21 protein-coding genes, 1 tRNA gene and 5 pseudogenes are annotated in these 23,207 nt (G+C 69.5%); 12 read left to right on the forward strand and 15 right to left on the reverse strand.

Going from position 1 to position 23,207, the window contains the following annotated elements; all coding sequences use genetic code 11:
• The first annotated feature begins 16 nt into the window (after positions 1-16).
• Together MMB17_RS22225 and MMB17_RS22230 are read left to right on the forward strand one after the other, a co-directional pair.
• On the forward strand, positions 17-205 hold the full coding sequence (locus MMB17_RS22225; RefSeq protein ID WP_241100305.1) for a hypothetical protein: 189 nt from the start codon (positions 17-19) through the stop codon (positions 203-205).
• 131 nt (positions 206-336) lie between these two features.
• Entirely contained in the window at positions 337-516 is a 180-nt protein-coding gene (locus tag MMB17_RS22230) for a hypothetical protein (RefSeq protein WP_241100306.1), read from the forward strand.
• Positions 517-819: 303 nt separating this feature from the next.
• Here the strand turns inward: MMB17_RS22230 and MMB17_RS22235 are convergent, their stop codons facing one another.
• On the reverse strand, positions 820-1,824 hold the full coding sequence (locus MMB17_RS22235; protein ID WP_241100307.1) for an IS481 family transposase: 1,005 nt from the start codon (positions 1,822-1,824) through the stop codon (positions 820-822).
• A 127-nt stretch (positions 1,825-1,951) separates the two neighbouring features.
• Between MMB17_RS22235 and MMB17_RS22240 the strand changes: the two genes are divergently transcribed.
• The gene (locus MMB17_RS22240; protein ID WP_241100308.1) at positions 1,952-2,524 is read left to right on the forward strand and encodes a hypothetical protein; all 573 of its coding nucleotides are present in this window, start codon (positions 1,952-1,954) and stop codon (positions 2,522-2,524) included.
• A 27-nt stretch (positions 2,525-2,551) separates the two neighbouring features.
• On the opposite strand, the gene MMB17_RS22245 is transcribed toward MMB17_RS22240, so the two are convergent.
• The 4 genes and pseudogenes from MMB17_RS22245 to MMB17_RS22255 all read right to left on the reverse strand — a co-directional run bounded on the left by MMB17_RS22245 (position 2,552) and on the right by MMB17_RS22255 (position 4,490).
• Positions 2,552-3,400, reverse strand: a complete 849-nt coding sequence (locus MMB17_RS22245; protein ID WP_241100309.1) for a site-specific integrase — start codon at positions 3,398-3,400, stop codon at positions 2,552-2,554.
• A 270-nt stretch (positions 3,401-3,670) separates the two neighbouring features.
• Complete coding sequence (locus tag MMB17_RS22250) at positions 3,671-4,135, reverse strand: hypothetical protein (RefSeq protein WP_241100310.1); 465 nt, start codon at positions 4,133-4,135, stop codon at positions 3,671-3,673.
• An 80-nt stretch (positions 4,136-4,215) separates the two neighbouring features.
• A pseudogene (locus tag MMB17_RS25455) lies at positions 4,216-4,320 on the reverse strand (hypothetical protein); the annotation flags it as partial.
• 93 nt (positions 4,321-4,413) lie between these two features.
• A tRNA-Arg gene (locus MMB17_RS22255) sits at positions 4,414-4,490 on the reverse strand.
• Between the two features lie 307 nt (positions 4,491-4,797).
• Between MMB17_RS22255 and MMB17_RS22260 the strand changes: the two are divergent.
• Positions 4,798-6,596 (forward strand): annotated as a pseudogene (locus tag MMB17_RS22260) (adenine deaminase C-terminal domain-containing protein).
• A 55-nt stretch (positions 6,597-6,651) separates the two neighbouring features.
• Here MMB17_RS22260 and ureG read toward each other — a convergent pair.
• The 7 genes and pseudogenes from ureG to MMB17_RS22295 form a co-directional block, all read right to left on the reverse strand.
• Positions 6,652-7,264 (reverse strand): annotated as a pseudogene (gene ureG, locus MMB17_RS22265) (urease accessory protein UreG).
• Positions 7,265-7,274: 10 nt separating this feature from the next.
• Positions 7,275-8,024, reverse strand: coding sequence for an urease accessory protein UreF (locus tag MMB17_RS22270; RefSeq protein ID WP_420847296.1), 750 nt, complete (start codon positions 8,022-8,024; stop codon positions 7,275-7,277).
• Positions 7,963-8,490, reverse strand: a complete 528-nt coding sequence (locus tag MMB17_RS22275) for an urease accessory protein UreE (protein ID WP_241100311.1) — start codon at positions 8,488-8,490, stop codon at positions 7,963-7,965. Before MMB17_RS22275 ends, MMB17_RS22270 begins: the two co-directional genes overlap by 62 nt.
• Positions 8,487-8,981, reverse strand: a complete 495-nt coding sequence (locus tag MMB17_RS22280; protein ID WP_241100312.1) for a DUF29 domain-containing protein — start codon at positions 8,979-8,981, stop codon at positions 8,487-8,489. Before MMB17_RS22280 ends, MMB17_RS22275 begins: the two co-directional genes overlap by 4 nt.
• 33 nt (positions 8,982-9,014) lie before the next feature.
• A complete protein-coding gene (gene ureC, locus MMB17_RS22285; RefSeq protein ID WP_241100313.1) occupies positions 9,015-10,742 on the reverse strand; it encodes an urease subunit alpha in 1,728 nt (575 codons plus the stop codon).
• Between the two features lies 1 nt (position 10,743).
• On the reverse strand, positions 10,744-11,364 hold the full coding sequence (locus tag MMB17_RS22290; protein WP_238313632.1) for an urease subunit gamma: 621 nt from the start codon (positions 11,362-11,364) through the stop codon (positions 10,744-10,746).
• A gap of 107 nt (positions 11,365-11,471) precedes the next feature.
• Positions 11,472-12,368, reverse strand: coding sequence for an urease accessory protein UreD (locus MMB17_RS22295; protein WP_238313630.1), 897 nt, complete (start codon positions 12,366-12,368; stop codon positions 11,472-11,474).
• A 141-nt stretch (positions 12,369-12,509) separates the two neighbouring features.
• Here MMB17_RS22295 and MMB17_RS22300 point away from each other — a divergent pair, with 141 nt between their 5' ends.
• The 4 genes and pseudogenes from MMB17_RS22300 to MMB17_RS22315 form a co-directional block, all read left to right on the forward strand.
• Positions 12,510-14,147 (forward strand): HAL/PAL/TAL family ammonia-lyase, encoded by a 1,638-nt coding sequence (locus tag MMB17_RS22300; RefSeq protein ID WP_238313628.1) that lies wholly within the window; start codon positions 12,510-12,512, stop codon positions 14,145-14,147.
• Positions 14,148-14,223: 76 nt separating this feature from the next.
• Positions 14,224-14,856 carry an HTH-type transcriptional regulator RutR gene (rutR, locus tag MMB17_RS22305; protein WP_241100314.1) on the forward strand — a complete coding sequence of 211 codons (633 nt, stop codon included), beginning with the start codon at positions 14,224-14,226 and terminating at the stop codon, positions 14,854-14,856.
• 482 nt (positions 14,857-15,338) lie between these two features.
• Positions 15,339-16,463: a pyrimidine utilization protein A gene (rutA, locus tag MMB17_RS22310; protein WP_238313659.1), complete on the forward strand. Its 1,125-nt coding sequence runs from the start codon at positions 15,339-15,341 to the stop codon at positions 16,461-16,463.
• Positions 16,463-17,002, forward strand: a pseudogene (locus MMB17_RS22315) (isochorismatase family protein); the annotation flags it as partial. The gene rutA and the pseudogene MMB17_RS22315, both read left to right, overlap by 1 nt.
• Before the next feature lie 258 nt (positions 17,003-17,260).
• Here the strand turns inward: MMB17_RS22315 and MMB17_RS22320 are convergent.
• A complete protein-coding gene (locus MMB17_RS22320) occupies positions 17,261-18,289 on the reverse strand; it encodes an IS110-like element ISMmg2 family transposase (RefSeq protein ID WP_009867220.1) in 1,029 nt (342 codons plus the stop codon).
• A gap of 91 nt (positions 18,290-18,380) precedes the next feature.
• Here MMB17_RS22320 and MMB17_RS22325 point away from each other — a divergent pair.
• The 4 genes and pseudogenes from MMB17_RS22325 to MMB17_RS22340 form a co-directional block, all read left to right on the forward strand.
• Positions 18,381-18,581, forward strand: a pseudogene (locus MMB17_RS22325) (isochorismatase family protein); the annotation flags it as partial.
• Positions 18,582-18,623: 42 nt separating this feature from the next.
• Positions 18,624-19,016: a pyrimidine utilization protein C gene (gene rutC, locus MMB17_RS22330; protein WP_241100315.1), complete on the forward strand. Its 393-nt coding sequence runs from the start codon at positions 18,624-18,626 to the stop codon at positions 19,014-19,016.
• Complete coding sequence (gene rutD, locus MMB17_RS22335) at positions 19,016-19,786, forward strand: pyrimidine utilization protein D (protein WP_241100316.1); 771 nt, start codon at positions 19,016-19,018, stop codon at positions 19,784-19,786. The genes rutC and rutD overlap by 1 nt, the downstream gene beginning before the upstream one ends.
• Positions 19,787-19,809: 23 nt before the next feature.
• Positions 19,810-20,403: a flavin reductase gene (locus MMB17_RS22340; RefSeq protein WP_241100317.1), complete on the forward strand. Its 594-nt coding sequence runs from the start codon at positions 19,810-19,812 to the stop codon at positions 20,401-20,403.
• Between the two features lie 10 nt (positions 20,404-20,413).
• Here MMB17_RS22340 and MMB17_RS22345 read toward each other — a convergent pair whose 3' ends face one another.
• Both MMB17_RS22345 and ggt read right to left on the reverse strand, forming a co-directional pair.
• Positions 20,414-21,334, reverse strand: coding sequence for a LysR family transcriptional regulator (locus tag MMB17_RS22345; protein ID WP_238313616.1), 921 nt, complete (start codon positions 21,332-21,334; stop codon positions 20,414-20,416).
• 112 nt (positions 21,335-21,446) lie between these two features.
• On the reverse strand, positions 21,447-23,204 hold the full coding sequence (gene ggt, locus MMB17_RS22350; protein ID WP_238313614.1) for a gamma-glutamyltransferase: 1,758 nt from the start codon (positions 23,202-23,204) through the stop codon (positions 21,447-21,449).
• Positions 23,205-23,207 lie beyond the last annotated feature (3 nt).

Here is a 23,207-nt window from a genome sequence, read left to right on the forward strand (position 1 = left end):
CCGGCCTCTGGAGCGGATGATTGGCGGGGCGATCCAGGGCGACCGGGTGCGGGTGGCGGCCAACGCCCGGCAGTACGGCTACATGGCCGGCTCGGTGCATGAGGCTTGGCGGGATGCCGTGCGGACCTGGCAGACCGGAGACAGCATCCTCTCCCCGCGGTCTTCCGAGCTGAGCGCCGCCACTACGGGCCGCTCGGTCAACTAGAGCCGTGCCCGGTGGTGTTGCGACAGGACGGTGGCTGGAGCGTTGACCGGTGAAGGAGCCAGCGATGCCTTCACCGTTGCTGGCTTGCCAGGTTGGCCGCGCGGCTTGGCCCTGAGACCCCGCTGGAGAACGTGCTTCTGCGCATCGCCTTCGATTGCCCGTGGCTCGATGAGCGGCACCCCCGGGCCAAGAGCCAGTACGTGCCGAAGTGCAAGGCCCACTTCCCGGATCTTGAGGCCGGCCGCCCGCAGCCGCCTGACATGCCGCCCGGAATGATGAAGCTGCGGGTGGTGCAGAGAGGAAAGCCGTGATTTATAGCTCCGAAGAGCGGCATAGATCGCAGATTGCTCTAGGGGTTTTCGTGGTTATAGAACGAATTCGCCGAATGATAACGACAATCGGCGCTCCAAATATTGTAGTTTGTGGTGCAACAGCTGTCCTGATAGCAGTTGTCCTGGTGATTGTCTTCGCGATTTCGTCCGGAAAGTCAGGTGTGGAAGCTGTCCAGATCGCATATCAGCTCGGATTACTCCTTGCAGGCATAATCGGCCTGCCGCTCGCCGTTTGGCGAAGCTGGACTGCTCATCGCCAAGCTGCAACCGGTGAAGCACAGCTTAGCTGTTTGGTCCCGGCATGTGGTGTGACGGATCGAGCCTGAAGCGTTCTGGCTCTTTCGTCCAGGTCTGGCAGATGAACTCGTAGGGCGTGAGGCCGCGCAGGGTCTTGAGCCGGCGGCCGTAGTTGTAGGCATCCACGAACAGCTGCAGGTGCTGCCGGAGCTCGTCGTGGCTGGCGTAATGGTAGCGCTTGACCGTGGCGTCCTTGATGGTGCGGTTCATGCGCTCGACTTGGCCGTTCGTCCACGGGCAGCGCGGCTTGGTCAGGCGATGCTCGATCTTCGTCTGCTCGCAGGCCCACTCAAATGAGTGCCAGCGGTAGATGCGTGGCCGATCCTGGGTCGCCCAGTAGGCGGCCGCCTTGGCCTCGGCCTCCTCGTCCACCGGATGATTGTCGGCGAACTGGATGCCGTTATCCGTCAGCACCGTGTGGATCGTGTACGGCACGGCGGCGACCAGATCGTGTAGAAAGGCTGCCGCAATCCGCTGCGTCGCCTTCTCATGCAGTTGAACGAAAGCAAACTTGCTCGTGCGGTCGATGGCCACGAGCAGGTGTAGCTTGCCCTGTTCGGTGCTGACCTGCGCGATGTCGATGTGGAAGTAGCCGATTGGGTAGGCCTTGAAGCGCGAGCGCTTGGGCTTGTCGCCGTCAACATCCGGCAGGCGGCTGATGCCGTGACGCTGCAGGCAGCGATGCAGCGACGAGCGGGTCAGATGCGGCAGGCTCGGCTGCAACGCGTAGAGGCAATCGTCCAGTGGCAACAGGGTATGCCGTCGAAAGGCGACGATGACCGCCTCGTCCTCCACGCTCAGCACGCTGAAGCGGGGCTCCTTCGGCCCCATCCGTGCATCCGTGCTGGTCTGGCGTGAGCGCCACTTCTGCACCGTCGTGGCGCTGATGCCGTAGCGCTTGGCGGCGGCCCTTACGCTCTCTTGACGAGCTTGGATTGCCCGACGGACCGTCTCAGTCGTCGTGGCGCTGCCGTGGAGAACCTGTCCCATAGCGCGTCCCTCCATGCGCCATCAGTCGTACCACCACTCTGCGGGACCGAACATCAGGGGTCTTCAGCAGCAGATTGCATTAGCTGAGGCAGGGGCGAATGCTGATCGGCTCCAAAAGGGAGCCGAAATGCTCCAAGCTGACGGATTAGCTGTTCGTGTCGCGGGCATCGCAATTTTGCGCGAGATTGCAAGTAATAAACAACATCGATACAGAAATGAAGCGTTTGCGGTTTTGGCGTCGTTTTGTAGGGCGAGATCGCAGGATAACGAGAAGGCAGCAGTAAAGTCTCAGGCGGACTTTATCGACGCCTTTTCCGCGATAGCATCGAGAGAAGTTCCAAAATCAATTCATGTAGGTGATATAACATTGAGAGGGTGCGGCATTGGTGATTTGAAGCTGAACGATTACGACTTCATGCAGTGTAAGTTCATCGAATGCAGCATCTACTCGGCGTCGATTTCGTCACTTTCTGGTGCAGAGTTCAATAATTGCAGCGTTGGATATTCAAGTGTTAGATTTCATGAATTGATGATTTCAAGTTTTGATAACTGCGAGTTTGAATATTGTGCATTCTCTGGCCCTACGGGGTCTAAAACATTCAGAGCGTGCAGTTTCAAAGAAATATCAGCAGATAGCGAATTCAAGTTCGACCAAGATTTGGTTGAGTTGCGGGATGCTATCGTGAGGGGAAGGCAGTAGCGTTCAACGGCTCCCGCTTCTCGCAAGCTAGTACTCCGTCCGTAAGCCCCGCACCACGTCGGGCGCCTCGATCCGCGCCAGCTCTTCCGCTAGGACCTTCAGACCAAACCCGCCGTACTGCCGCCCGACACCGCCCCCGGTGTGCCCTGTGAGCGCATCGTGCACATCCTCAGCCAGCTTGGCGGCCCGCGCCAGCTCCTTGAAGGTGTGCCGGAACGAGTGAAACACCTTGGTCCGGTCCTCGATGCCTGTCTTGTCGCGGAGGTATCGGTTGAACCACTTCGACCACGGCCCATTCTGCCGCCCCTCGCTGTCGGCCTCGACGTGTGGCCACAGCGGGCTGTCGGGCTTTGAGCCGGCATCAAGCAGCGACTGCCGGTAGCGAAGCAGGCCGATCCGCTCCAGTTCGGGGTGCAGGGGGATCTTCCGCCGGGAGGAGGCCGTCTTGATGCTTCGCCCTCCGGCCGTCCCGATGTCGAGGTGCCAGACGCCCGTCTCAGCGTCCTGCGCCAAATCCATCACGCGGAGCTGCGCCAGCTCGCCTTGCCGTGCGCCAGACAGGAGGGCCATCAGCGGAAGCCAGAAGGCTGCCTCCCCTCCCCCTCCGCGGGGCCGCTCGCCGCTCTGATAGACCCCCGTGCTGAAGATGGCCTTGAGGTCGGTCGCGCTGAAGGGTTGCCGCTTCTCCTCCGCCCTCGCATCCACCACCAGCTTGATGCCCTTGCCGAATGGGTTCTTGAAGCCCGGCACCGTGTCGAGGCTGCCGGCTGCCTCCGCGTGGCTGACGATGGCGGACAGGATGTTCAGCGTCTTGTTGATCGTGGCGGCGTGCTGGGTTGGGTAGCCTTTGAGGTCCCGCTTCAGGAGGACCCGCATTGGCAGCCGGCGGAGATCCGCAGGGAGGCGTGTCGGCACCCGGGCAAGAGCGTCCCTGAACTCCCTCGCCTTCTCCCGCGTAAGATCGCCCAGGCGGATGTCTCCGTGCCACTCCCTGAGAAGGCGCACAGAGCGTTCGGCTTCGAGCAAGGTCCGCCCGCTGGGCTTGCGGCTGTCCCGTGCGCCGCTGCCTGCCTTTCAAGCCTCGTAGGCCTCTGTGATGGTTGGGCCGCGCTGTGAGCTGGGCGGCGGGGTAGAGACCACCTTACCCTACTGCCAAGCGAGCATCAGCCCGTAGGCCTTCACGTGGGCCCGCAGGACCGCCAAGGACGCCTCATGGTAGGCCTCGGAGGTCGGGTCTATCGGTGCTTGTTTTCGCCGCAGGAGGTTGCGGGTCTCAGCGTCAACGATGCCGGGATCGGATCGGGAGAGAGCCTTGCGGTAGTCCGCCGCCAGTTCCTCCAACTCCCCGCCGTAGACGTGGTGGTGGTCCTCAGCCATCCCGCGCCGGGCGAAGGCAACCGGCATCAGGTCGGGCCACTGCGAACGCTCGGCGGCAGTCTGGAGCTGTCTGCGAGCATCCCCGTCCGATCGCTCGGTGTCATCGGCAGCCAACAGCTCCGCCAGCACGTCCGCCTCAATCTCCTCAGGCAGGGGCATCGTGGCAGCACGTCGGGTCGAGGCTGTAGGGATCTCCCCTCGCTTCGTCCGCTCGGCCTGCTCGAAGTCCGCCATGCAGTCGCGCAGCATCCTGGAGCCGGCTTTTTGGCGGCAGCCGGTTCCTTGGTCCTGAGGCTCTGCTTCCAGTTCGCCTTTCCGGTCCACGGCGCCGGCATGAAGGGGCGCAGCTCCGCCGGGATCACCCTGCGGAAGTAGTACGTGCCAAGCCGATCACGAGAGAGATATGACATCAGCGCCATGGCCCGTTTGCACCGCCCGATTGCATGACCGGCGGCGGCCCAAGGTACTGATTTTAGCAGAAATTCCAGCCAGACAATGGCTTGGAGAATGAATGGCGCGCCCGAAAGGATTCGAACCTCTGACCCCCAGATTCGTAGTCTGGTGCTCTATCCAGCTGAGCTACGGGCGCCTGCGGCGGCTGTGTTGGCCGCCGGTGAGCCGGGTGTCTAAGTCCTTCGTTCGGGATTTGCAAGGCCATGCTAATGCCGAATTGCAGATCTGGTTCGCCACCTGCCATGGGGCCGGCCGTTCGGCTTCATATGCGGAACGGCTGCGCCGTAGTGCGTCGGGGCGAGCCTTCGCATCCGGCGGTGATCGTGGTCCTTTGGGCCGAGGTTCCTTCTGACGGAGATCTCTTCAACCCTCCCGCCTGAGATGTTGTCGTGGGGTGGCATGATGTGTGCGGGGGTGGCGTGTCGAGGAAGGCCAAGGCTCTGATGACGGACAGCCCGCTCAACCGTTTCGCCGTTTCCCCCAGGCACAGGCTGACGAGGCGGCTCGCCGATGTCGCCGGAGCCCGCTCCGAGGCGGATCTGGTGATCACCGGCGCCCGGGTCCTCTCGACCTATTCGAGCGCATCCTGCCCGACCGGGAGCTCTGGATCGCGGGCGGGCGCATCGCCGCCCTGAAGCCCGCCGGCAGCTACCGGGGCAGCGCCCCCGCTACGACGCCGCCGGCGGCCTGATCGCCCCGGGCCTCGTCGACCCGCACCTGCATATCGAGAGCAGCATGATCACCGCCTGCGCCTATGCGGAGGCGGCGCTCATCAACGGCACCACCACGGTGTTCTGCGACAGCCACGAGATCGGCAACGTGCTCGACGCCAATGGCGTCGAGTGGATGCTCGAGGATGCGAGGGTGGCGCCCTCAACATCTACCTCACCGTGCCGAGCACCGTGCCCGCCACCACCCCGGAGCTCGAGACCGCCGGCGGCGACCTGACGCCGGAGAAGATCGCGGCCCTGTTCGACACGTGGCCGGAGGCCCTGGCGCTGGGCGAGAAGATGGATTTCGTGGCGGTGGCCATGGGCGACCCGCGGGCGCATGCCATCATCGCCGCGGCCCTGGAGCGGGGCCGGCCGGTCTCGGGCCACATCTACGGGCGCGACTTCGTGGCCGCTTACGCGGCGAGCGGCGTCACCGACACGCACGAGGCGATCGACCGCGACATCGCCGACGACCTGCTCGAGGCCGGCCTCTGGATCTTCCTGCGCGGCGGCCCCGGCCACGCCCTGGCATTCCCTGCCCAAGGCGATCGGCACGGTGACGGATTACGGCGCGGCCTGGAAGCGGGTCTGCGCCTGCACCGACGACCGCGACGCGGACGACCTCCTCGACCACGGCCTCGACTGGGTGGTGCGCCAGGCGGTCGAGCACGGCATCCCGAAGGCCGCCGCCTGGTCGATGGGCTCGCTCCACCCGGCGACGCGCTTCCATCTCGACGGCGAGATCGGCGGCCTCGGCGGCGGGCGCCGGGCCGATCTCGTGCTCCTCGACGACGATCCGTGCCCCAGGCGACCTGGTATGGCGGCGAGCTGGTGGTGGAGGGCCGCAAGCCCACCCCGCGGCTGGAGGAGGCCCTGGAGAAGCCCTACCGCTATCCCGCCCCGGCCTATGCCACCGTGCGCCTGCCCGATCCCCTGCCCGCCCTGGTGCCGCCCCTGCCGGAGGGGCCCTGCCGCGTGAACGCGATCCGCACGGTGCTGCCGGGCATCGAGCTCAAGCACGAGCGCCTCGCCCTCACCCCGGGGCGGACTGGGCCGCGACCCTCGCCGCCAACGATCTCTGCCACGTGGCGGTGATCGAGCGGCACGGCTTCCACGGCAAGGTCGCCCATGGCCTGCTCCGGGCCTTCGGCCTGAAGCGCGGGGCCGTGGCGAGCAGCGTCGGGCACGATTCCCACAACATCATCGTGGCGGGCCTGAACGAGGCCGACATGCGGGTGGCGCTGGAGGCCCTGCGCGCCGCCCAGGGCGGGGTCTGCGTGGTGGCGGACGGGGCGGTCGTCGCCATGGTGCCGCTGCCCATCGCCGGGCTGATGTCCGACAAGCGGGTCGGCGTCGTCGCCGACGAGTTGCGGGCCGTGAAGGCGGCCTGGGCGGAGGCCGGCTGCGCCATCCCCTATATGGGCTTCAACCTGATCCCGCTCTCGGTGATCCCGGAGATCCGCATCACCGACAAGGGCCTCGTCACCGTGCCGGCGATGGAGCTGGTGCCGCTGTTCGAGGCGGCCTGACGATCCGGCTCTCCCCGCGCCGCGCGGGGAGAGCCCGGAAGCGGGCCCGGTGGCCTCAGGCCAGGCCGCCGGCCTCGACCACGAAGCGCGCGATGGCATCGGCCCCCGGCCCTCCCGCAGGGAGGAGAACACGTAGGGCCGCGTGCCGCGCATGCGCTGCGTGTCGGCTTCCATCACCGCGAGATCGGCGCCGACCAGGGGCGCGAGGTCGGTCTTGTTGACGATGAGCAGGTCCGAGCGGGTGATGCCCGGGCCGCCCTTGCGCGGGATCTTTCCCCGCCCGCCACGTCGATGACGTAGAGCGTGATGTCGGCGAGCTCCGGCGAGAAGGTCGCGGCGAGGTTGTCGCCGCCCGATTCGATCAGCACGAGGTCGAGCTTCGGAAAGCGGCGGCGCATCTCCGCCACCGCGGCGAGGTTGATCGAAGCATCCTCGCGGATCGCGGTGTGCGGGCAGCCGCCGGTCTCGACGCCCATGATGCGCTCCTCCGGCAGGGCGCCGGCCACGGTGAGGAGGCGGGCATCCTCCTTCGTGTAGATGTCGTTGGTGATGGCGCAGATCTCGTAGGTGTCGCGGAAGCGCTTGCAGAGCTGCTCCATCAGCGCGGTCTTGCCGGAGCCGACGGGGCCGCCGATGCCGACGCGGAGGGGGCCGTGTGCGGATGCCATTGCGGTGTCCTCAGGAGCGGAAGATGCGGGAATACTGCGTCTCGTGCCGGAAGGAGCCGAGATCGACGCGCAGGGTCGCCGCCCCGAGATCCTCGGAGCCGAGATCGTCGGTCGTGGCGGCGAGCGCCGCCACGCGGGGGCTCAGGCCGGCGATGAGGCGGGTGCCGGCGCTCTGGCCGATGGGGGCGACGCGCAGGGCCGCCGAGACGAGGTTCTGCACGAAGGCGAGGCCGTAGGCGGAGACGGTGGCGCCCCGGCCCATGCCGTGGGCGCCCGCCGCCGCCCCGACCGCGACCGGGTAGGCGACGGGGCCGGGCAGCGCCGCCGCGGCCCGGGCGAGCGCCGGGCAGGGCCAGGCGGCGAGGGTGGCGTCGAGGAAGCTGCGGCCCTGCTGGCTCGTCTCCAGATGCAGTTCCCGCGAGGGTGCCAGGGCCAGGGCGAGGTCGTTGAGCGCGGCCAGCGCCGCCTCCTGCCCGCAGGCCCGGTGAGCGGCGCCGCAGAGGATCATGTCGTTGCGCCCCGCGCCCCGCTCCAGCACGTCGCCGAGCCACTCCGACAGGCTCGCCTCGTCCCGGATGTCGCCGGTCTCCACCGCCCATTCGAGACCGTGCGAATAGGCGAAGGCCCCGACCGGATAGGTCGGCGACAGCCAGGCCATCAGCCGGAGCGCCTCCATCCCCGCCTCGGCCGTGCCCGCCTCAACCATGGTGGTGAGGGTGCCCGTGGTGACGATCGTGCCCGTGCCCGTGGCCGTCGCCATGCTCGTGGGCGTGCCCATGGGCATGCCCGTGCCCGCCGGCATAGGCGCCGCCTTCCGGGCGGAACGGACGCGTCACCGGCTCGGCGCTTCCGCCGAGGCCCCGCACCATCTCGGCGAGCACGTGGTCGAAGCCGATGAAGACCGCCTCCTCCCCGATCTCGGCGGGGATGTGCCGGTTGCCGATGTGCCAGATCAGCCGCTTGAGGGCGAGCGGGCTGGCGGCGCGGATCTCCAGGAGCCGTTCCGAGGCCGCCTCGACCCAGACGAGGCGGCCATCCTCCAGGGCGAGGGCGTCGCCGTCCTCGAGCACGGCCGCCTCCGGCAGATCGAGCAGGAAGCGCGTGCCGCCCACCGCCTGCATCGCCATGCGGCGGCGGTGGCGGTCGCCGGAATCGAGCACGATGCGGTCGACGATCTCGCCGCCGGTAAGGGCGTCGCGGCGGATGACGCGGGTGGCGCGGATCATGGAATCCGGGACGGATCGAGGAGACCGGGCTCCTTCGGCAGGAAATCCGGATCGAGCGCCTGCTCGACCGTGAAGGGAGGCTGTTCCGGGAAGAGGCTGAAGTCGATCCCCGTCTCCCGGGCCGCCTCGAGCCGGCCGGCGAGATAGCTCTCCGAAAAGACCTCGGCCGGATATTTTTTCAGGCTGGGGCTCGATTTCAGGATCCGGCCGATCCGCATGCGTTGCTCGCGCAGGGTCGCCTGCCAGGAGCTCGTCCGGGCACCGGGCTGATAGGCCCACGTGAGAAGGTGCGCCAGGAGGATATCGAGCCGACTCTCGATCTCGCGCTTCTCGCTGGCCCCCACGCTCGCCACCTCTTCGATCAGGTTGCCGAGATCGAGTTCGTCGAACCGTCGCGCGCGCAACAAGGCGGCCTGGGCCTGGGTCCAGGCATGGAAATCCGTCCCGTAGAGATCGGCCGCCGGTGGCGGCTTCAGCGCGGCCTTGGTCATGCGGGGCCTCCCGTCATCGCGCCCGATCCTACCTCAGAACAGGAAATACCGCTGCGCCATCGGCAGAACCTCGGCGGGCTCGCACACTAGAAGCTCTCCGTCGGCGCGGACGTCGTAGGTCTCGGGATCGACCTCGATCACCGGGGTGGCGTCGTTGAGGATGAGGCTCTTCTTCGAGATGCCGCCGCGGACGTTCTCCACCGCGACGAACTCCTTGGATACGCCCAGGCGCTCGCGCAGGCCGTCCTCGATCGCCGCCTTCGACACGAAGGTGAGCGCCGTGGCGAAGGGGACCCGGCCGAAGCTGCCGAACATCGGGCGGTAATGCACCGGCTGGGGCGTCGGGATCGAGGCGTTGGGATCGCCCATCGGCGCCGTGGCGATGGCGCCGCCCTTGAGCACGAGGTCCGGCTTCACCCCGAAGAAGGCCGGGCTCCACAGCACGAGGTCGGCGAGCTTGCCCGGCTCCACCGAGCCGATGTGCCTGGAGACCCCGTGCGCGATGGCCGGGTTGATCGTGTACTTGGCGACGTAGCGGCGGGCCCGCAGGTTGTCGTTGCCCGAGGCGTCGCCGGGCAGGCTCCCCCGCTGGCGCTTCATCTTGTCGGCGGTCTGCCAGGTGCGGATGATGACCTCGCCGACCCGGCCCATGGCCTGGCTGTCCGAGGACATCATCGAGAGCGCGCCGATGTCGTGCAGGATGTCCTCGGCGGCGATCGTCTCCTTGCGGATGCGGCTCTCGGCGAAGGCGAGGTCTTCCGGGATCGACGGGTCGAGGTGGTGGCACACCATCAGCATGTCGAGATGCTCGTCGATGGTGTTCTTGGTGAAGGGCCGGGTCGGGTTGGTCGAGGAGGGCAGCACGTTGGGCAGGCCCGCCACCTTGATGATGTCCGGCGCGTGCCCGCCCCCCGCCCCTTCCGTGTGGAAGGCGTGGATGGTGCGGCCCTTGAAGGCGGCGATCGTGTCCTCGACGAAGCCCGATTCGTTGAGCGTGTCGGTGTGGATCATGACCTGGATGTCGTGCGCATCCGCCACCGACAGGCAGGCATCGATCGCGGCCGGCGTCGTGCCCCAATCCTCGTGAAGCTTGAGCGCGCAGGCCCCCGCCCGGATCATCTCCTCCAGCGCGCCCGGCACCGAGGCGTTGCCCTTGCCGGCGAAGGCGAGGTTCATCGGGAAGGCGTCGGCCGCCTCGATCATCCGGGCGATGTGCCAGGGGCCGGGGGTGCAGGTGGTGGCGAAGGTGCCGTGGGCCGGGCCGGTGCCGCCGCCGAGCATGGTGGTGACGCCGGAGCAGAGCGCCTCCTCGATCTGCTGCGGGCAGATGAAGTGGATGTGGCTGTCGAAGCCCCCGGCGGTGAGGATCTTGCCCTCGCCGGCGATCACCTCCGTGCCCGGGCCGACCACGATGTCGACATTCGGCTGCACGTCCGGGTTGCCGGCCTTGCCGAGCTTCGCGATGCGGCCGCGGACGAGGCCGACATCGCATTTCACGATGCCCCAATGGTCGAGCACCACCGCGTTGGTGATGACGGTGTCGACCGCCCCTTGCGCGTTGGTGGCCTGGCTCTGGCCCATGCCGTCGCGGATGACCTTGCCGCCGCCGAACTTCACCTCCTCGCCGTAGGTGGTGAGGTCGCGCTCGATCTCGATCTCCAGGCAGGTATCGGCGAGGCGGATCCGGTCGCCGGTGGTGGGGCCGAACATGTCGGCATAGGCCGCCCGGGGCAGGCTGGCGGGCTTGGGGGTGTTGGACATCTCAGAGGCGCCCCATCACGTCGCCGCGGAAGCCGTAGACCGTGCGCCCGCCCGAGAGCGGCACCAGGGTCACCTCCCGGGTCGCGCCGGGCTCGAAGCGCACGGCGGTGCCGGGCGCGATGTCGAGGCGCTTGCCGCGGGCCTGTGCACGCTCGAACACGAGGCCCGGATTGACCTCGTAGAAATGGTAGTGCGAGCCGACCTGGATCGGCCGGTCGCCGGTATTGGCCACCGCGATCACCGTGCGCTCGGCATCCGCGTTGAACACGATCTCGCCGGGCTGCGTCGTCACCGTGCCGGGCACGTCCGCGGAGGCCGCGCCCCGGATCGGGTGATGGACGGTGACGAGCTTGGTGCCGTCGGGGAAGGTCGCCTCGACCTGGATGTCGTGGATCATCTCGGCCACCCCCTCCATCACCTGGGAGGCGTCGAGCACGGTGGCGCCGGCCTGCATCAGCTCGGCCACGGAGCGGCCGTCGCGGGCGCCCTCGACCACGAAGTCGGTGATCAGCGCCACCGCCTCCGGGTGGTTGAGCTTCACGCCCCGGCCGAGCCGGTTGCGGGCCACCTGCGCGGCCATGGCGATGAGGAGCTTGTCTTTCTCGCGGGGGGTCAGGAGCACGGGCGTCTCGTTCCGGTGGGGCGCGGATCGGGGTCGGCGCCAGCAAGGATCATGCGCGGCCCAAGATCAAGCGATGTTCGCGCGAGGATCGTGCGGAGGGGCGGGGCTCAGCTCTGCCAGACCCGCGGCAGCGGCGCCCCGCGCCAGGCGGTGAGGAAGCGGGCGCAGAGCCGGCGCAGGGCATCGGCGTCGGCGGCGAGCAGGCGCAGGGCGAGATGCCCGTTCCAGGCGCTCGCCCCCGCCTCCACCGCCGGATCGTCGAGGAGGGCCCGCGCCTCGTCGAGGCGGGCCTCGGCGCCGGGCGCGAGATCGATCAGCGTGGCGAGCGCCCGGGCGCCGCCGCCGATCGCCGGCCGGCGCATCAGCGCGTGCAGCTCGCCCTCCAGGCGCAGGGAATCCGCATAGGCGAGGCGCCCCTGCCGCCGGATCCGCCACTGGTCCTCGACGAGGCCCTGCGCGACGGTCTCGCCCCGGGCGGCGCGCCCCAGCACCAGGATCTCGCAGGCCAGCAGCGCGGCGCCCGCCCCGAGATCGGCCTCGAAGCGGCGGGCGAGCCGCGCCTGGTCGTAGAGGATGGTCTCCTGCGGCAGCCAGTCGATCCGGCCCCCCGCCCCCACGCGCAGATGGTTCTCGATCCGGCTCACCGGGCCGTCCGAGCGGTAGATCTTCTCCGCCGCCGTGGTGGTGAAGACGAGCGCTGCCCCCTCCCCCACCTCGGCCGAGACGGTGAAGCGGTCGCCGCAGGCGATGCCGCCGGCCGTGTTGACGAGGACGGCCTCCGGCGCCCCGCCCGCGACCTTCGGGAAGCGCAGGCGCGAGGGCCCGCTCTCGGCGAGGTCGCGGATGCGGCTCGCCCCGCCGGCGAGGCCGACGCTCAGGCCGACCTGCCCCTGCGAGCGCTGGCGCGCCGGAGCCGCGCGGGAGGGATCTGACGGGGAGATGGACGCCTCGCGGACGGGAAACGGCCCTTCTTTGGGCAGTCCCCGCCGGAGCGCAAGACGCATGCGAACCGGAGCCGCCTGGCGTATGCAGCCGGCCCAAGCGGCCCGCTTCCTGCTCCCGGCCTCCCGGAGGCCGGGCGGGCCGGCCGGGCGGGAAAGGCCCGCCGGGTCCCGACGGACCTCGAAGAAAAGCCGGAGCAAGCCGTGACGAGCACCACCACCATCGACGGGCGCACCCTGGACGCGACGGGCGTCCTCGCCGTGGCCCGTCCCGACGCCGCGGGCGCCTATGCCGAGGCCGCGCTGGATGCGGGCGCGCGCCGGGAGCTCGAGGCGGCCCGGGCCTATATCGACGCGAACTTCATGAACGACGACGCGCCGCTGATGTACGCCTTCAACACCGGCGTCGGCCTGTTCAAGGACCAGCGGGTGCACATGGCGGAGATGGAGGCCTATCAGCGCCTCACCGTCTATGCCCACGCCACCGGCGTCGGCGAGCCCTTCGACACGGACGTGGTGCGCGCCACCATGCTGCTGCGCGCCAACGCCTTCGCCTCGAACTATTCCGGCCCCCGCGTGGCCGTGGTCGAGCGGCTGCTCGCCTGCCTCAATGCCGGCATCGTGCCGGTGATCCCGCAGAAGGGCTCGGTCGGCGCCTCGGGCGACCTCGCGCCGCTTGCCCATCTCGCCGGCGCCGTCTGCGGCTTCACGGAGGCCGAGGCCTTCTACAAGGGTGCGCGCATGCCGGCCCGGCAGGCTCTGGAGAAGGCCGGCCTGCCGCCGGATTTCGCGCTGGAGGCCAAGGATGCCTCCGCCCTCATCAACGGCTCCACCGTGTCCCTGGCGGTCGGCGTGCTCGCCCTGGAGGACGCCAAGAGCCTGCTCAAGCATGCCGACATCGCCCTGGCGCTCACGCTCGAATGCCTGCGCGCGGAGAAGGCCGCCTTCGACCCGCGGGTGCATGCGGCGAGGCCCCACCAGGGCCAGGCGGCGAGCGCCCGCAACGTGCTCAAGCTCATCGGCGACTCGCAGCGCTGCTCGGAGGCCGCCCGGCTCACGGTCTATCCGGAGGAGAGCCGCCAGCCCGGCCAGGTGCCGCCTCCGCGCGTTCAGGATGTCTATTCCCTGCGCTGCGCGCCCCAGGTGCACGGACCGGTGCGCGAAGCGCTCCGCTACATCGACGGGATCATCGGCACGGAGATCAATTCGGCCACCGACAACCCGCTGATCTTCGCCGACGGCACCGGGGGCTACACCTGCATCTCCGGCGGCCATTTCCACGGCGCCTACGTGGCTCAGGCCATGGACCTGCTCGCCATCGCCACGACGGATCTCGGCTCCATCTCCGAGCGCCGCCTCGCCCGCCTGATCGACCCGACCATGAGCTACGGCCTGCCGCGCAACCTGCTCGCCGGCAAGAAGGGGCTCAACACCGGCTACGCCACGGTGCAATGCTCGATGTCGGCCCTGGTCATGGAGAACCGCACGCTGTCGATGCCGGGCTCGGTCGATTCGATCCCCGGCAAGTCCAACGCCGAGGACCATGTCTCGAACTCGACCTGGTGCGCGCGCAAGGCCCGCACGGTGGTGCAGAACGCCCAGGCCATCGTCGCCGGCGAGATCCTGATGGCGGCCCAGGCCCTCACCCTGGTCGGCGAGCTGGCGGGGGAGCACCCGATCGGCACGGGCACGCAGGCCGCCCTCGACGCGGTGCGCGCGGTGATCGCGCCCTCCCTGTCGGGCGACCGCTGGTACCACACCGAGATGGTCGACGCCCTCGCGCTCCTGCGCTCGGGGGCGATCCTCGCGGCGGTGGAGAGCGCGGTGGGCGGCCTCGAATAGGCGCTCGCCCCGCTCGAGGAAAATGAGCTAGGACCCCCTGACGCCGGCCGAAGCCGGCGCGCAGGGGGAGGGCGGCGTGGCCGCAGCAGCAGGGACGCGGCGCAGGCGGAAGGACGGGGAGGCCCGGCGGGAGGCGATCCTCGATGCCGGGCTCGAGGTGTTCTCCACCGTCGGCCTGCACGGGGCGAGCCTGGACCAGATCGCCGAGCGGGCCGGCCTCTCCAAGACCAACCTGCTCTACTATTTCCCGTCCAAGGAAGAGCTCTACGTCGCGGTGCTGCGCCGGGTGCTGACCGTCTGGCTCGACCCGCTCCAGGCGCTCGATGCCGACAGCGAGCCGGCGGAGGCCCTGAAGAGCTACATCCGCACCAAGATCACCCTCTCCCGGGACGCGCCCCAGGCCTCGCGGCTGTTCTGCCTGGAGGTCGTGCAGGGCGCCTCCCTGCTGCGGGCGGAGCTCGCCGGGCCGTTGCGGGCCCTGGTGGAGGCCAAGGCCGCGGTGCTGCGCGGCTGGATCGCGCAGAAGCGCATCGCCGCCCACGACCCCTACCACCTCGTCTTCGCGATCTGGGCGATCACCCAGCACTATGCCGACTTCGCCGCGCAGGTGGAGGCCGTGACCGGCCGCACCCTCGACGACCCGGATTTCTTCGAGGCCACGGTGGTCCAGACCCAGCGCATGGTGCTCGCCGGGCTGGGGCTGACGTGAGCCGAGACGCCCTCTCCCCGTAAGCGGCGACCGGACGCGCGGATCTCACCTGTGCCGGATGGAGCGCCTTTCCTTGCCCCCTGGGCGAGGGGGACCGCGCGCAGCGCGGGGGAGTGGGTGCCGCGCTTGATGCTGGCCGCTGCGGTGCCGGCCCCCTCCGTCCGCTTCGCGGCCACCTCCCCCAAAGGTGGAGGAAAGACGCGCGGCTAACCGGCCCGATTCGCCCCCTCCCCTGCCCGCCCCGCCCGATTTCCGCACTTGGAACAAGCAAACCCCGCACGAAGCGCAGGCATCGCGCGGAGAGTTTGTGCAAACGGTCAAAATCGGCCGTTTGAAGTTTGACCATTTGGTCCGAATTGCTACCGTTGGACGTCGCCGCAAGTCTTCGGCCCATCCCGAAGCGGCGCGGCCTCGAAACTCGTCAGGTCTCGATGCCGTTTCGGCAGCGCGGCCGGTGCAGCGAGGGTGCCATGACCAAGTCCCTGAACGTCGGCGTCTTCATCCCGATCGGCAACAACGGCTGGCTGATTTCGGAAAACGCCCCGCAATACATGCCGACCTTCGAGCTGAACAAGCAGGTCACGCTCAAGGCCGAAGGCTACGGGCTCGACTTCGCCCTCTCGATGATCAAGCTGCGCGGCTTCGGCGGCAAGACCGAGTTCTGGGACCACAACCTCGATTCCTTCACGCTGATGGCCGGGCTCGCCGCCGTCACCAGCCGGATCAAGCTCTACGCCACCGCGCCGACGCTCTGCATCCCGCCGGCCATCACGGCCCGCATGGCCGCGACCATCGACTCGATCTCGAACGGCCGCTTCGGCGTCAACCTGATCACCGGCTGGCAGAAGCCGGAATACTCGCAGATGGGCGTCTGGCCCGGGGACGAGTTCTTCGCCAAGCGCTACGACTACCTGTCGGAATACGCCCAGATCCTGCGCGAGCTCTGGGAGACCGGCCGCAGCGACCTGAAGGGCACCTATTTCCAGATGGACGATTGCCGGCTGAGCCCGCAGCCGCAGGTGCCGATGAAGGTGATCTGCGCCGGCCAGAGCGCGGCGGGCATGGCCTTCACCGCGAAATACGCGGACTACAATTTCTGCTTCGGCAAGGGCGTGAACACGCCGACCGCCTTCGCCCCCACCGTGGCCCGGCTGGAGGAGGCCAAGGCCGCGACCGGGCGGGAGGTCTCCTCCTACGTCCTGTTCATGCTCATCGCCGACGAGACCGACGAGGCGGCCCAGGCCAAGTGGGAGCATTACAAGGCCGGCGCCGACGAGGAGGCGATCGCCTGGCTCGGGCTGCAGGGCGCGGTCGACACCAAATCCGGCGGCGACACCAATATCCGCCAGATGGCCGATCCGACCTCCGCGGTGAACATCAACATGGGCACGCTGGTCGGCTCCTATGCCAGCATCGCCCGCATGCTCGACGAGGTGGCCGAGGTGCCCGGCACCGGCGGCGTGTTGCTCACCTTCGACGACTTCCTGAAGGGGCTCGACGCCTTCGGCACCCGGATCCAGCCGCTCATGAAGACGCGCCGGCACATCACGGCGGAGGTCGCCCCCCTCGCGGCGTCCGCCCCCGCGGCCCTGGCGGAGGTGGCGTGATGGACGCGCCCGCCGGCTACCGCGACCCCGCCGGCCGCTTCGGCGGCACCACCCTGAAGGCCCGGCCCGAGCCGATCGCCTTCGACCCGGCCGCGACCGCGCTGATCGTGGTCGACATGCAGAACGCCTACGCCACCAAGGGCGGCTATCTCGACCTCGCCGGCTTCGACGTCTCGGCCACGGGGCCGGTGATCGAGAAGATCGCCCAGGCCGTGGCGGCTGCGCGGGCGGCGGGCATCACCATCGTCTGGTTCCAGAACGGCTGGGACCCGGCCTATGTCGAGGCGGGCGGCCCCGGCTCGCCGAACTGGCACAAGTCCAACGCCCTCAAGACCATGCGCAAGCGGCCGGAACTCTCCGGCACCCTGCTGGCCAAGGGCGGCTGGGACTACGCCTTGGTCGACGCGCTGAAGCCGCAGCCCGGCGACATCCTGATGCCGAAGCCGCGCTACAGCGGCTTCTACAACACCAATCTCGACAGCACCCTGCGCGCCCGCGGCATCCGCACCCTGGTCTTCACCGGCATCGCCACGAATGTCTTGTGTGGATGGCTCCCGCATTGCAAGTGGCGAATCGAGCTTCTGGCGCGTTGGTCGGGTGCAGTCTTGTGTCCGGCCTGTTGATGCAGTCGTGCATGTTGACTGCTGGCCCTGATGGTATCCGCGAGCTGGGTCCCACTCTGCTTAGCGGGCTATGACGCCCTGGACATTCGGCGGGGTGTCCCGGCTCCCGGTCTGACCGGTTCGCCATCAACTCTCATCGTCCTCGCAACCTGGCAAAGTCTCCTCGCCGTGCTGTCAGGCGGCCATGGCCGCTGGTGCGCGGTAGGTGCCACCGCGGGTCATGATCGCCCAGGCGACCCGCGCCGTGCGATTGGCCGCCGCAACAGTCACCACGCGCACCGGCTTGCGCTGCAGCAGCGCCGGCAGCCGCGGGTCGACCGAAGTCGGCGTCGCCTTCGCGCGCCGGATCAGAGAGGTCATGCCGACCACGAGCAGGCGGCGCAGGTAACGGTCGCCCATGCGCGAGATCCGACCCAGGCGCTCCTTGCCGCCGCTGCAGTTCTGCAGCGGTGTCAGACCCAACGAGGCCGCGAACTGCCGACCGGAGCGGAAGCGCTCGGGCTCGCTCACCGAGGCGGCCAGCGCGGTCGCCGAGACGATGCCGACACCCGGGATCGTCGCCAGGCGCTGTGACAGGTCGCAGTCCCGATGCCAGGCCAGCAACTCCTTCTCCAGCCGGGTGAGCTGGATCTGCACGGCGCCGATCTGATCGGCCAGCCCATTCACTACGCGCTGGGCCAGGGGCGGCACCTCGGCCGCGTCTCCGGCTGAGAGCCGAGCTGCCAGTTCGAGCGCATGGCGCAGGCCCCGCGCCATCTCGATCCCGAACTCGGCGAGCAGACCGCGGATCATGTTCACCAGCTGCGTGCGTTGCTTGACCAGCAGGTCGCGCGTCCGGTGCAGGGCCAGCGCCGCCTGCTGCTCGGTCGACTTCACCGGCACGAAGCGCATGCTCGGGCGTGTCACCGCCTCGCAGATGGCAGCGGCATCATTCGCATCGGTTTTGCCGCGCTTGACGTACGGCTTCACGTAAGCTGGCGGCATCAGCCGCACGTCATGGCCGAGCCTCATGAGTTCCCGGGCCCAATGGTGCGCTGTGCCGCACGCCTCCATGCCGACCAGGCAGCGCGGCAGCTTGGCGAAGAACGGCACGACCTGCGCCCGCCTCAGAGCCTTGCGAACGACGACGTGCCCAGCTGCGTCGACGGCGTGAACCTGGAAGATGCTCTTGGCTAGATCGATGCCGACGGTGATGATCTCCATGGGGATGGCTCCTGCATCTGCGTGGCTGCTTCGACAGCAACCACATCCTGGCACTCAGATGCCGTCAGTCGGAGCGGGAGCCATCCACCCCATCTGCGTGGAATCGACCCTGCGCGACGGCTTCTTCCTCGAATATTTCGGAATCGTCCTCGCCGACGCGACCCATCAGGCCGGCCCGCCGAGCCTGCAGGAGGGCGCGCTCCTCAACATCGAGACCTTCTTCGGCTGGGTCTCCGACGTGGGAAGCTTCCAGGCGGCCCTGAAGCCCGCCGCCGCCCTCGCCGCCGAATAGTCCCGTTTCCTCCCCGTTCATTCTGCCCGAGGTGTCCCGCCCATGCCCAAGACCGTCGTGATCCCGCCCGGCACCGGCAAGCCGCTCGCGCCCTACGTGCCCGGCACGCTGGCCGACGGCGTGCTCTACGTCTCGGGCACGCTGCCCCTCGATGCCGAGGCCAATGTCGTTCATGTGGGCGATGCGAGCGCCCAGACCCGGCACGTGCTGGAGACGATCAAGGGCGTGGTCGAGGCCGCGGGCGGCAGCATGGACGACGTCACCTTCAACCACATCTTCCTGAAGGACTGGGCCGATTACGGCGCGATCAACGCCGTCTATGCCGAGTACTTCCCCGGCGAGAAGCCGGCCCGCTACTGCATCCAGTGCGGGCTGGTGAAGCCCGACGCCCTGGTCGAAATCGCCTCCGTCGCGCATCTCGGCAAGGCGGCCTGATGCTCCACCACGCGATCCAGGGCGAGGGCGGGCGCGCCGTCCTGCTCTCCCCGGGGCTGGGGGGCTCGGCGGGCTATTTCGCTCCGCAGATCCCGGCTCTGGCGGCGCGTTTCCGGGTCCTCACCTACGACCACCGCGGCACAGGGCGCTCCCCCGGCGCCCTGGAGCCCGGCCACGACATCGCGGCCATGGCGCGGGACGCCCTCGCCGTGCTCGACGCCCACGCGATCCCGCAGGCGGACATCGTCGGCCATGCGCTCGGCGGCCTGATCGCCCTGAAGCTCGCCCTCGACCATCCGGAGCGGGTCGGCCGCATCGTGGTGATCAACGGCTGGGACGCGATGGATCCGGCGACGCGCCGCTGCTTCGCCGCCCGCAAGGCGCTGCTCGCGGCGGTCGGGCCGGAGGCCTATGTGAGGGCGCAGGCGATCTTCCTCTATCCGGCGCCCTGGCTCTCGGCCCATGCCGAGCGGGTGGCGGCGGACGAGGCCCATGCCCTCGCCCATTTCCCGGGGGCGGCCAACGTGTTCGCCCGGATCGCGGCCCTGGAACGCTTCGATGCGCGACCCGATCTCGGGCGGATCGGCCATGAGACCCTGGTGATGGCCGCCCGCGACGACGTGCTCGTGCCCTACACCGCCTCGGAACGGCTCGCGGCTTGCCTTCCGAAGGCCCATCTCGACCTTGCCCCCGAGGGTGGCCACGCCCACAGCGTGACGCAGCCGGAGGCATTCAACCGCACGCTGCTCGGGTTCCTCGACCGGACCTGACCCCGCCCGCGAAAGGCCCGCCCATGACCGACACCAATCCGATGGCGCAGGACGCGCGGCCGGGCATCGCGGCGGGGGCCTATCGCGAGGCCATGGCGCGGCTCGCCAGCGCCGTGCATCTCGTCACCACGGACGGCCCCGGCGGGCGGGCGGGCTTCACCGCCTCCGCGGTGTGCAGCGTCAGCGACGCGCCCCCGACCCTCCTCGTCTGCGTGAACCGCGCCTCCTCCGCCTATCCGGCCGTCGCCCGCAACGACGCGCTCTGCGTCAACACGCTCGCGGCCGAGCAGCAGGGGGTGGCCGGTGCCTTCGGCGGGCGCACGCCCATGGACGAGCGCTTCGCCGCCGGCCGCTGGAGCGCCCTCGCGACCGGGGCGCCGGTGCTCGAAGGCGCGCTCATCGCCTTCGATTGCCGCATCGTGAAGCGGGAGCCGGTCGGCACCCACGACGTGCTGTTCTGCGAGGTCGTGGCCCTGGCCGAGCCCACCGAGACCGAGGGGCTGGTCTACGCCCATCGCCGCTACCACGCGGTCGGCCCGAAGCCCGCCAGCGAGGCGCCCGCCGCCGAGGCGCGGGAGAGCGGCCGGCCGGCCCGGCCCGCCCTGCGCCTCGTCTGAGCGGCTCGCGTCAGGAGGCCGCCCGCGTCTCCGTTTCCTCGGCCTGCTCCACGAAGCGGCGGATCAGCCAGCTCGCCGCCGGCCCCGGCGGGGTGTCGGTGCGGTAGATCGCGCTGAAGGCGAGGCGCCGCTGCACCGCCTCGGGGATGGCGAGGCGCTTCAGCCGGCCCGCGGCGAGGTCGGCCTCGATCATCGGCAGCGGCAGGCTGCCCCAGCCGATCCCGGCGAGCAGCAGGGCGTGCTTGGCGGAGAGATCCGCGAGCCGCCAGGTATGGGTCGCGAGCACCGCGAAGTCGCGGCCCGCCGTGAGCGGCGAGCGGTCCGAGAGCACGAGCTGCACGTGGTCGCGCACCGCCCCGGGCAGGTTGGCCGAGGCCTGGGCCAGGGGATGCAGGGGGGCGGCCACCGGCACCATCTCCACCGAGCCGACCGCGATGCGCTCCATCGTGTCGATCCCGGTCTCGATCGGCCCGGTGATGCCGATCACCGCCCGGCCCTCGTTGACGTATTGCGTCACCGCCCCGAGGGATTCGACGTGCAGGCGCAGGTCGACGGTGGGGAAGGTCTCCCGGAAGGCCTGGAGCGCGTCCACGAGCCGGGCGGTGGGCAGCATCACCTCCACCACGAAGCTCACCTCGGATTCGAGGCCGCCGAGCAGGCCCCGCACCTTGGCCCGCAGTGCCCCGATACTGTGGGAGACGGTGCGCGCCTCGGCGAGCACCGCGCGGCCGGCCTCCGTGAGCTGCGGCCGGCGGGTCGATTCCCGGTCGAAGAGCGGCAGCCCGAGCTGCAGCTCCAGATTGGCGATCGCGTAGCTGATCACCGAGGTGGCGCGGTTGAGCTTGCGCCCGGCGGCGGCGAAGCTGCCCGCCTCGACCACGGTCAGAAAGACGGTGAGCTGGTCGAGCGTCGGCGTTCCGGGTCCCTGCATGTCGGCGTCCTCGGCGGTCGGAGGTGTGTTCCCCCCTCCCCGGTCGACAAGCAAGCCCGGCGCCGGTTTGACGGCCGACCACCTGCGGTTGGGCCTTTTACGCCTGAGCCCTTCACTCTCCCTCGGCCAGGGTCCCGCGCTGGCGCGGGTCGGCGGCGCCGGCGAGCAGGCCGTCCTGCATCATCACGGAATTGGCCGAGCCGGAGGGGGCGCCGACCTTCACCGTATGCCCACGCTGGCGCAGCAGGGCGATGGTGTCGGGCGAGACGCCCTCCTCCAGCATCAGCACGTCCGGCTGCCATTGGTGGTGGAGGCGCGGGGCCGCCACGGCCTGGGCGAGGTTCATGCGGAAATCGATCACGTTCACGATCACCTGGAGGGTCGTGGTGATGATGCGGCTGCCGCCGGGGCTGCCCGTCACCAGGAAGAGCCGGCCGTCGCGGAAGACGAAGGTCGGGGTCATCGAGGAGAGCGGCCGGGCCCGCGGCGCCACGGCATTGGCCGCGCCGCCGACGAGGCCGTAGGCGTTCTTCGCGCCGGGCTTGGCGGAAAAATCGTCCATCTCGTTGTTGAGGAGCACGCCGGTGCCCTCGGCCACGAGCCCGATCCCGTAGGAGAAATTGAGGGTGTAGGTGTTCGAGACCGCGTTGCCCTCGGCATCGACCACCGAGAAATGCGTGGTCTGGTCGCTCTCGTAGGGCAGCGGGTTGCCGGCCTTCACCGCCTCGGCCGGCCGGGCCCGCTCCGGATCGATCTTCGCGCGCAGCTCCGCCGCATAGGCCTTCGTGGTCAGGCCGGCGACCGGCACCCTGGTGCGGTCGGGGTCGCCGAGCCAGGCGGCGCGGTCGGCATAGGCCGGCTTCATCGCCTCGGCCAGGGTGTGGAGCGCGGCGGCGCTGCCCGCCCCCATGGCGGCGAGGTCGTAGCCCTCGAGGATGTTCAGGATCTCGATCAGGTGGACGCCCCCCGAGCTCGGCGGCGGCATCGAGACGATCTCGTAGCCGCGATAGGTGCCGCGCACGGGTGTGCGGATCTCGGGCCGGTAGGCGGCGAGGTCCTGGGCCGTCATCAGGCCCCCGGCCTCCCGCACGGCCGCCGCGATCCGCTCCGCGATCGGTCCGGTATAGAAGGCGTCCGGCCCCTCTTTGGCGATCCGGTCCAGGGTCTGCCCGAGATCCCGCTGCACCAGGGTGGCGCCGCGCGGCAGCACGTGGTCGCCCTCGAAGAAGATCGCCCGGCTCGAAGGCCATTGCCCCAGCAGCCCGGAGGCGCGGGGCAGGGAATCGGCGAGGCCCGACTCCACCGGGATCCCCTCGCGTGCGAGCCTTTCCGCCGGCGCGATCAGGTCGGCGAGGCTGAACTTGCCCGAGCCGTAGCGGCGATGCGCCTCGGCGAGCCCGCGCACGGTGCCGGGCACCCCCACCGCCTTGCCGGTGCGGGTCGAGGCGGCCCGGTCGGGCTCGCCCTTGGCGTCGAGGAACATGGTCTCGGTCGCGGCCGCGGGGGCGGTCTCGCGGTAGTCGATCGCCACGGTCTCGTTGCGGTCCTTCAGATGGACCATCATGAAGCCGCCGCCGCCGAGATTGCCCGCCCGCGGCAGCGTCACGGCCAGGGCGAAGCCGACCGCCACCGCCGCATCCACGGCGTTGCCGCCCCGCCGCAGGATCTCGACGCCGACCTTCGTGGCGCGCGCCTCCTGGGAGGAGACCATGCCGTGGGCGGCGAGCACCGGCAGTTCGCGCGCCTCCTCGGCCTGGATCGGCGCGGTGCCCGACCAGCCCGGCGTCGGATCCGCCTGGGCGCGGGCCGTGCCGGCGAGGGCGCCGAGAAACAGGAGGGACGTGCCCAGGGAACGCAGGAAGGTCGCCATGCG

This window comes from Methylobacterium organophilum, assembly GCF_022533465.1.
In the GTDB taxonomy this organism is placed as follows: Bacteria; Pseudomonadota; Alphaproteobacteria; order Rhizobiales; family Beijerinckiaceae; genus Methylobacterium; species Methylobacterium organophilum.

Coding starts and splice junctions, on each gene's coding strand:
- MMB17_RS22225 (WP_241100305.1), top strand. CDS start 17: ATGATTGGCGGGGCGATCCAGGGCGACCGGGTGCGGGTGGCGGCCAAC.
- MMB17_RS22235 (WP_241100307.1), bottom strand. CDS start 1,824: ATGGGACAGGTTCTCCACGGCAGCGCCACGACGACTGAGACGGTCCGT.
- MMB17_RS22240 (WP_241100308.1), top strand. CDS start 1,952: ATGCTCCAAGCTGACGGATTAGCTGTTCGTGTCGCGGGCATCGCAATT.
- MMB17_RS22245 (WP_241100309.1), bottom strand. CDS start 3,400: ATGCGGGTCCTCCTGAAGCGGGACCTCAAAGGCTACCCAACCCAGCAC.
- MMB17_RS22250 (WP_241100310.1), bottom strand. CDS start 4,135: ATGGCGGACTTCGAGCAGGCCGAGCGGACGAAGCGAGGGGAGATCCCT.
- MMB17_RS22270 (WP_420847296.1), bottom strand. CDS start 8,024: ATGGCGACGGCCACGGGCACGGGCACGATCGTCACCACGGGCACCCTC.
- MMB17_RS22275 (WP_241100311.1), bottom strand. CDS start 8,490: ATGATCCGCGCCACCCGCGTCATCCGCCGCGACGCCCTTACCGGCGGC.
- MMB17_RS22280 (WP_241100312.1), bottom strand. CDS start 8,981: ATGACCAAGGCCGCGCTGAAGCCGCCACCGGCGGCCGATCTCTACGGG.
- ureC (WP_241100313.1), bottom strand. CDS start 10,742: ATGTCCAACACCCCCAAGCCCGCCAGCCTGCCCCGGGCGGCCTATGCC.
- MMB17_RS22295 (WP_238313630.1), bottom strand. CDS start 12,368: ATGCGTCTTGCGCTCCGGCGGGGACTGCCCAAAGAAGGGCCGTTTCCC.
- MMB17_RS22320 (WP_009867220.1), bottom strand. CDS start 18,289: ATGGAGATCATCACCGTCGGCATCGATCTAGCCAAGAGCATCTTCCAG.
- rutC (WP_241100315.1), top strand. CDS start 18,624: ATGCCCAAGACCGTCGTGATCCCGCCCGGCACCGGCAAGCCGCTCGCG.
- rutD (WP_241100316.1), top strand. CDS start 19,016: ATGCTCCACCACGCGATCCAGGGCGAGGGCGGGCGCGCCGTCCTGCTC.
- MMB17_RS22340 (WP_241100317.1), top strand. CDS start 19,810: ATGACCGACACCAATCCGATGGCGCAGGACGCGCGGCCGGGCATCGCG.
- MMB17_RS22345 (WP_238313616.1), bottom strand. CDS start 21,334: ATGCAGGGACCCGGAACGCCGACGCTCGACCAGCTCACCGTCTTTCTG.
- ggt (WP_238313614.1), bottom strand. CDS start 23,204: ATGGCGACCTTCCTGCGTTCCCTGGGCACGTCCCTCCTGTTTCTCGGC.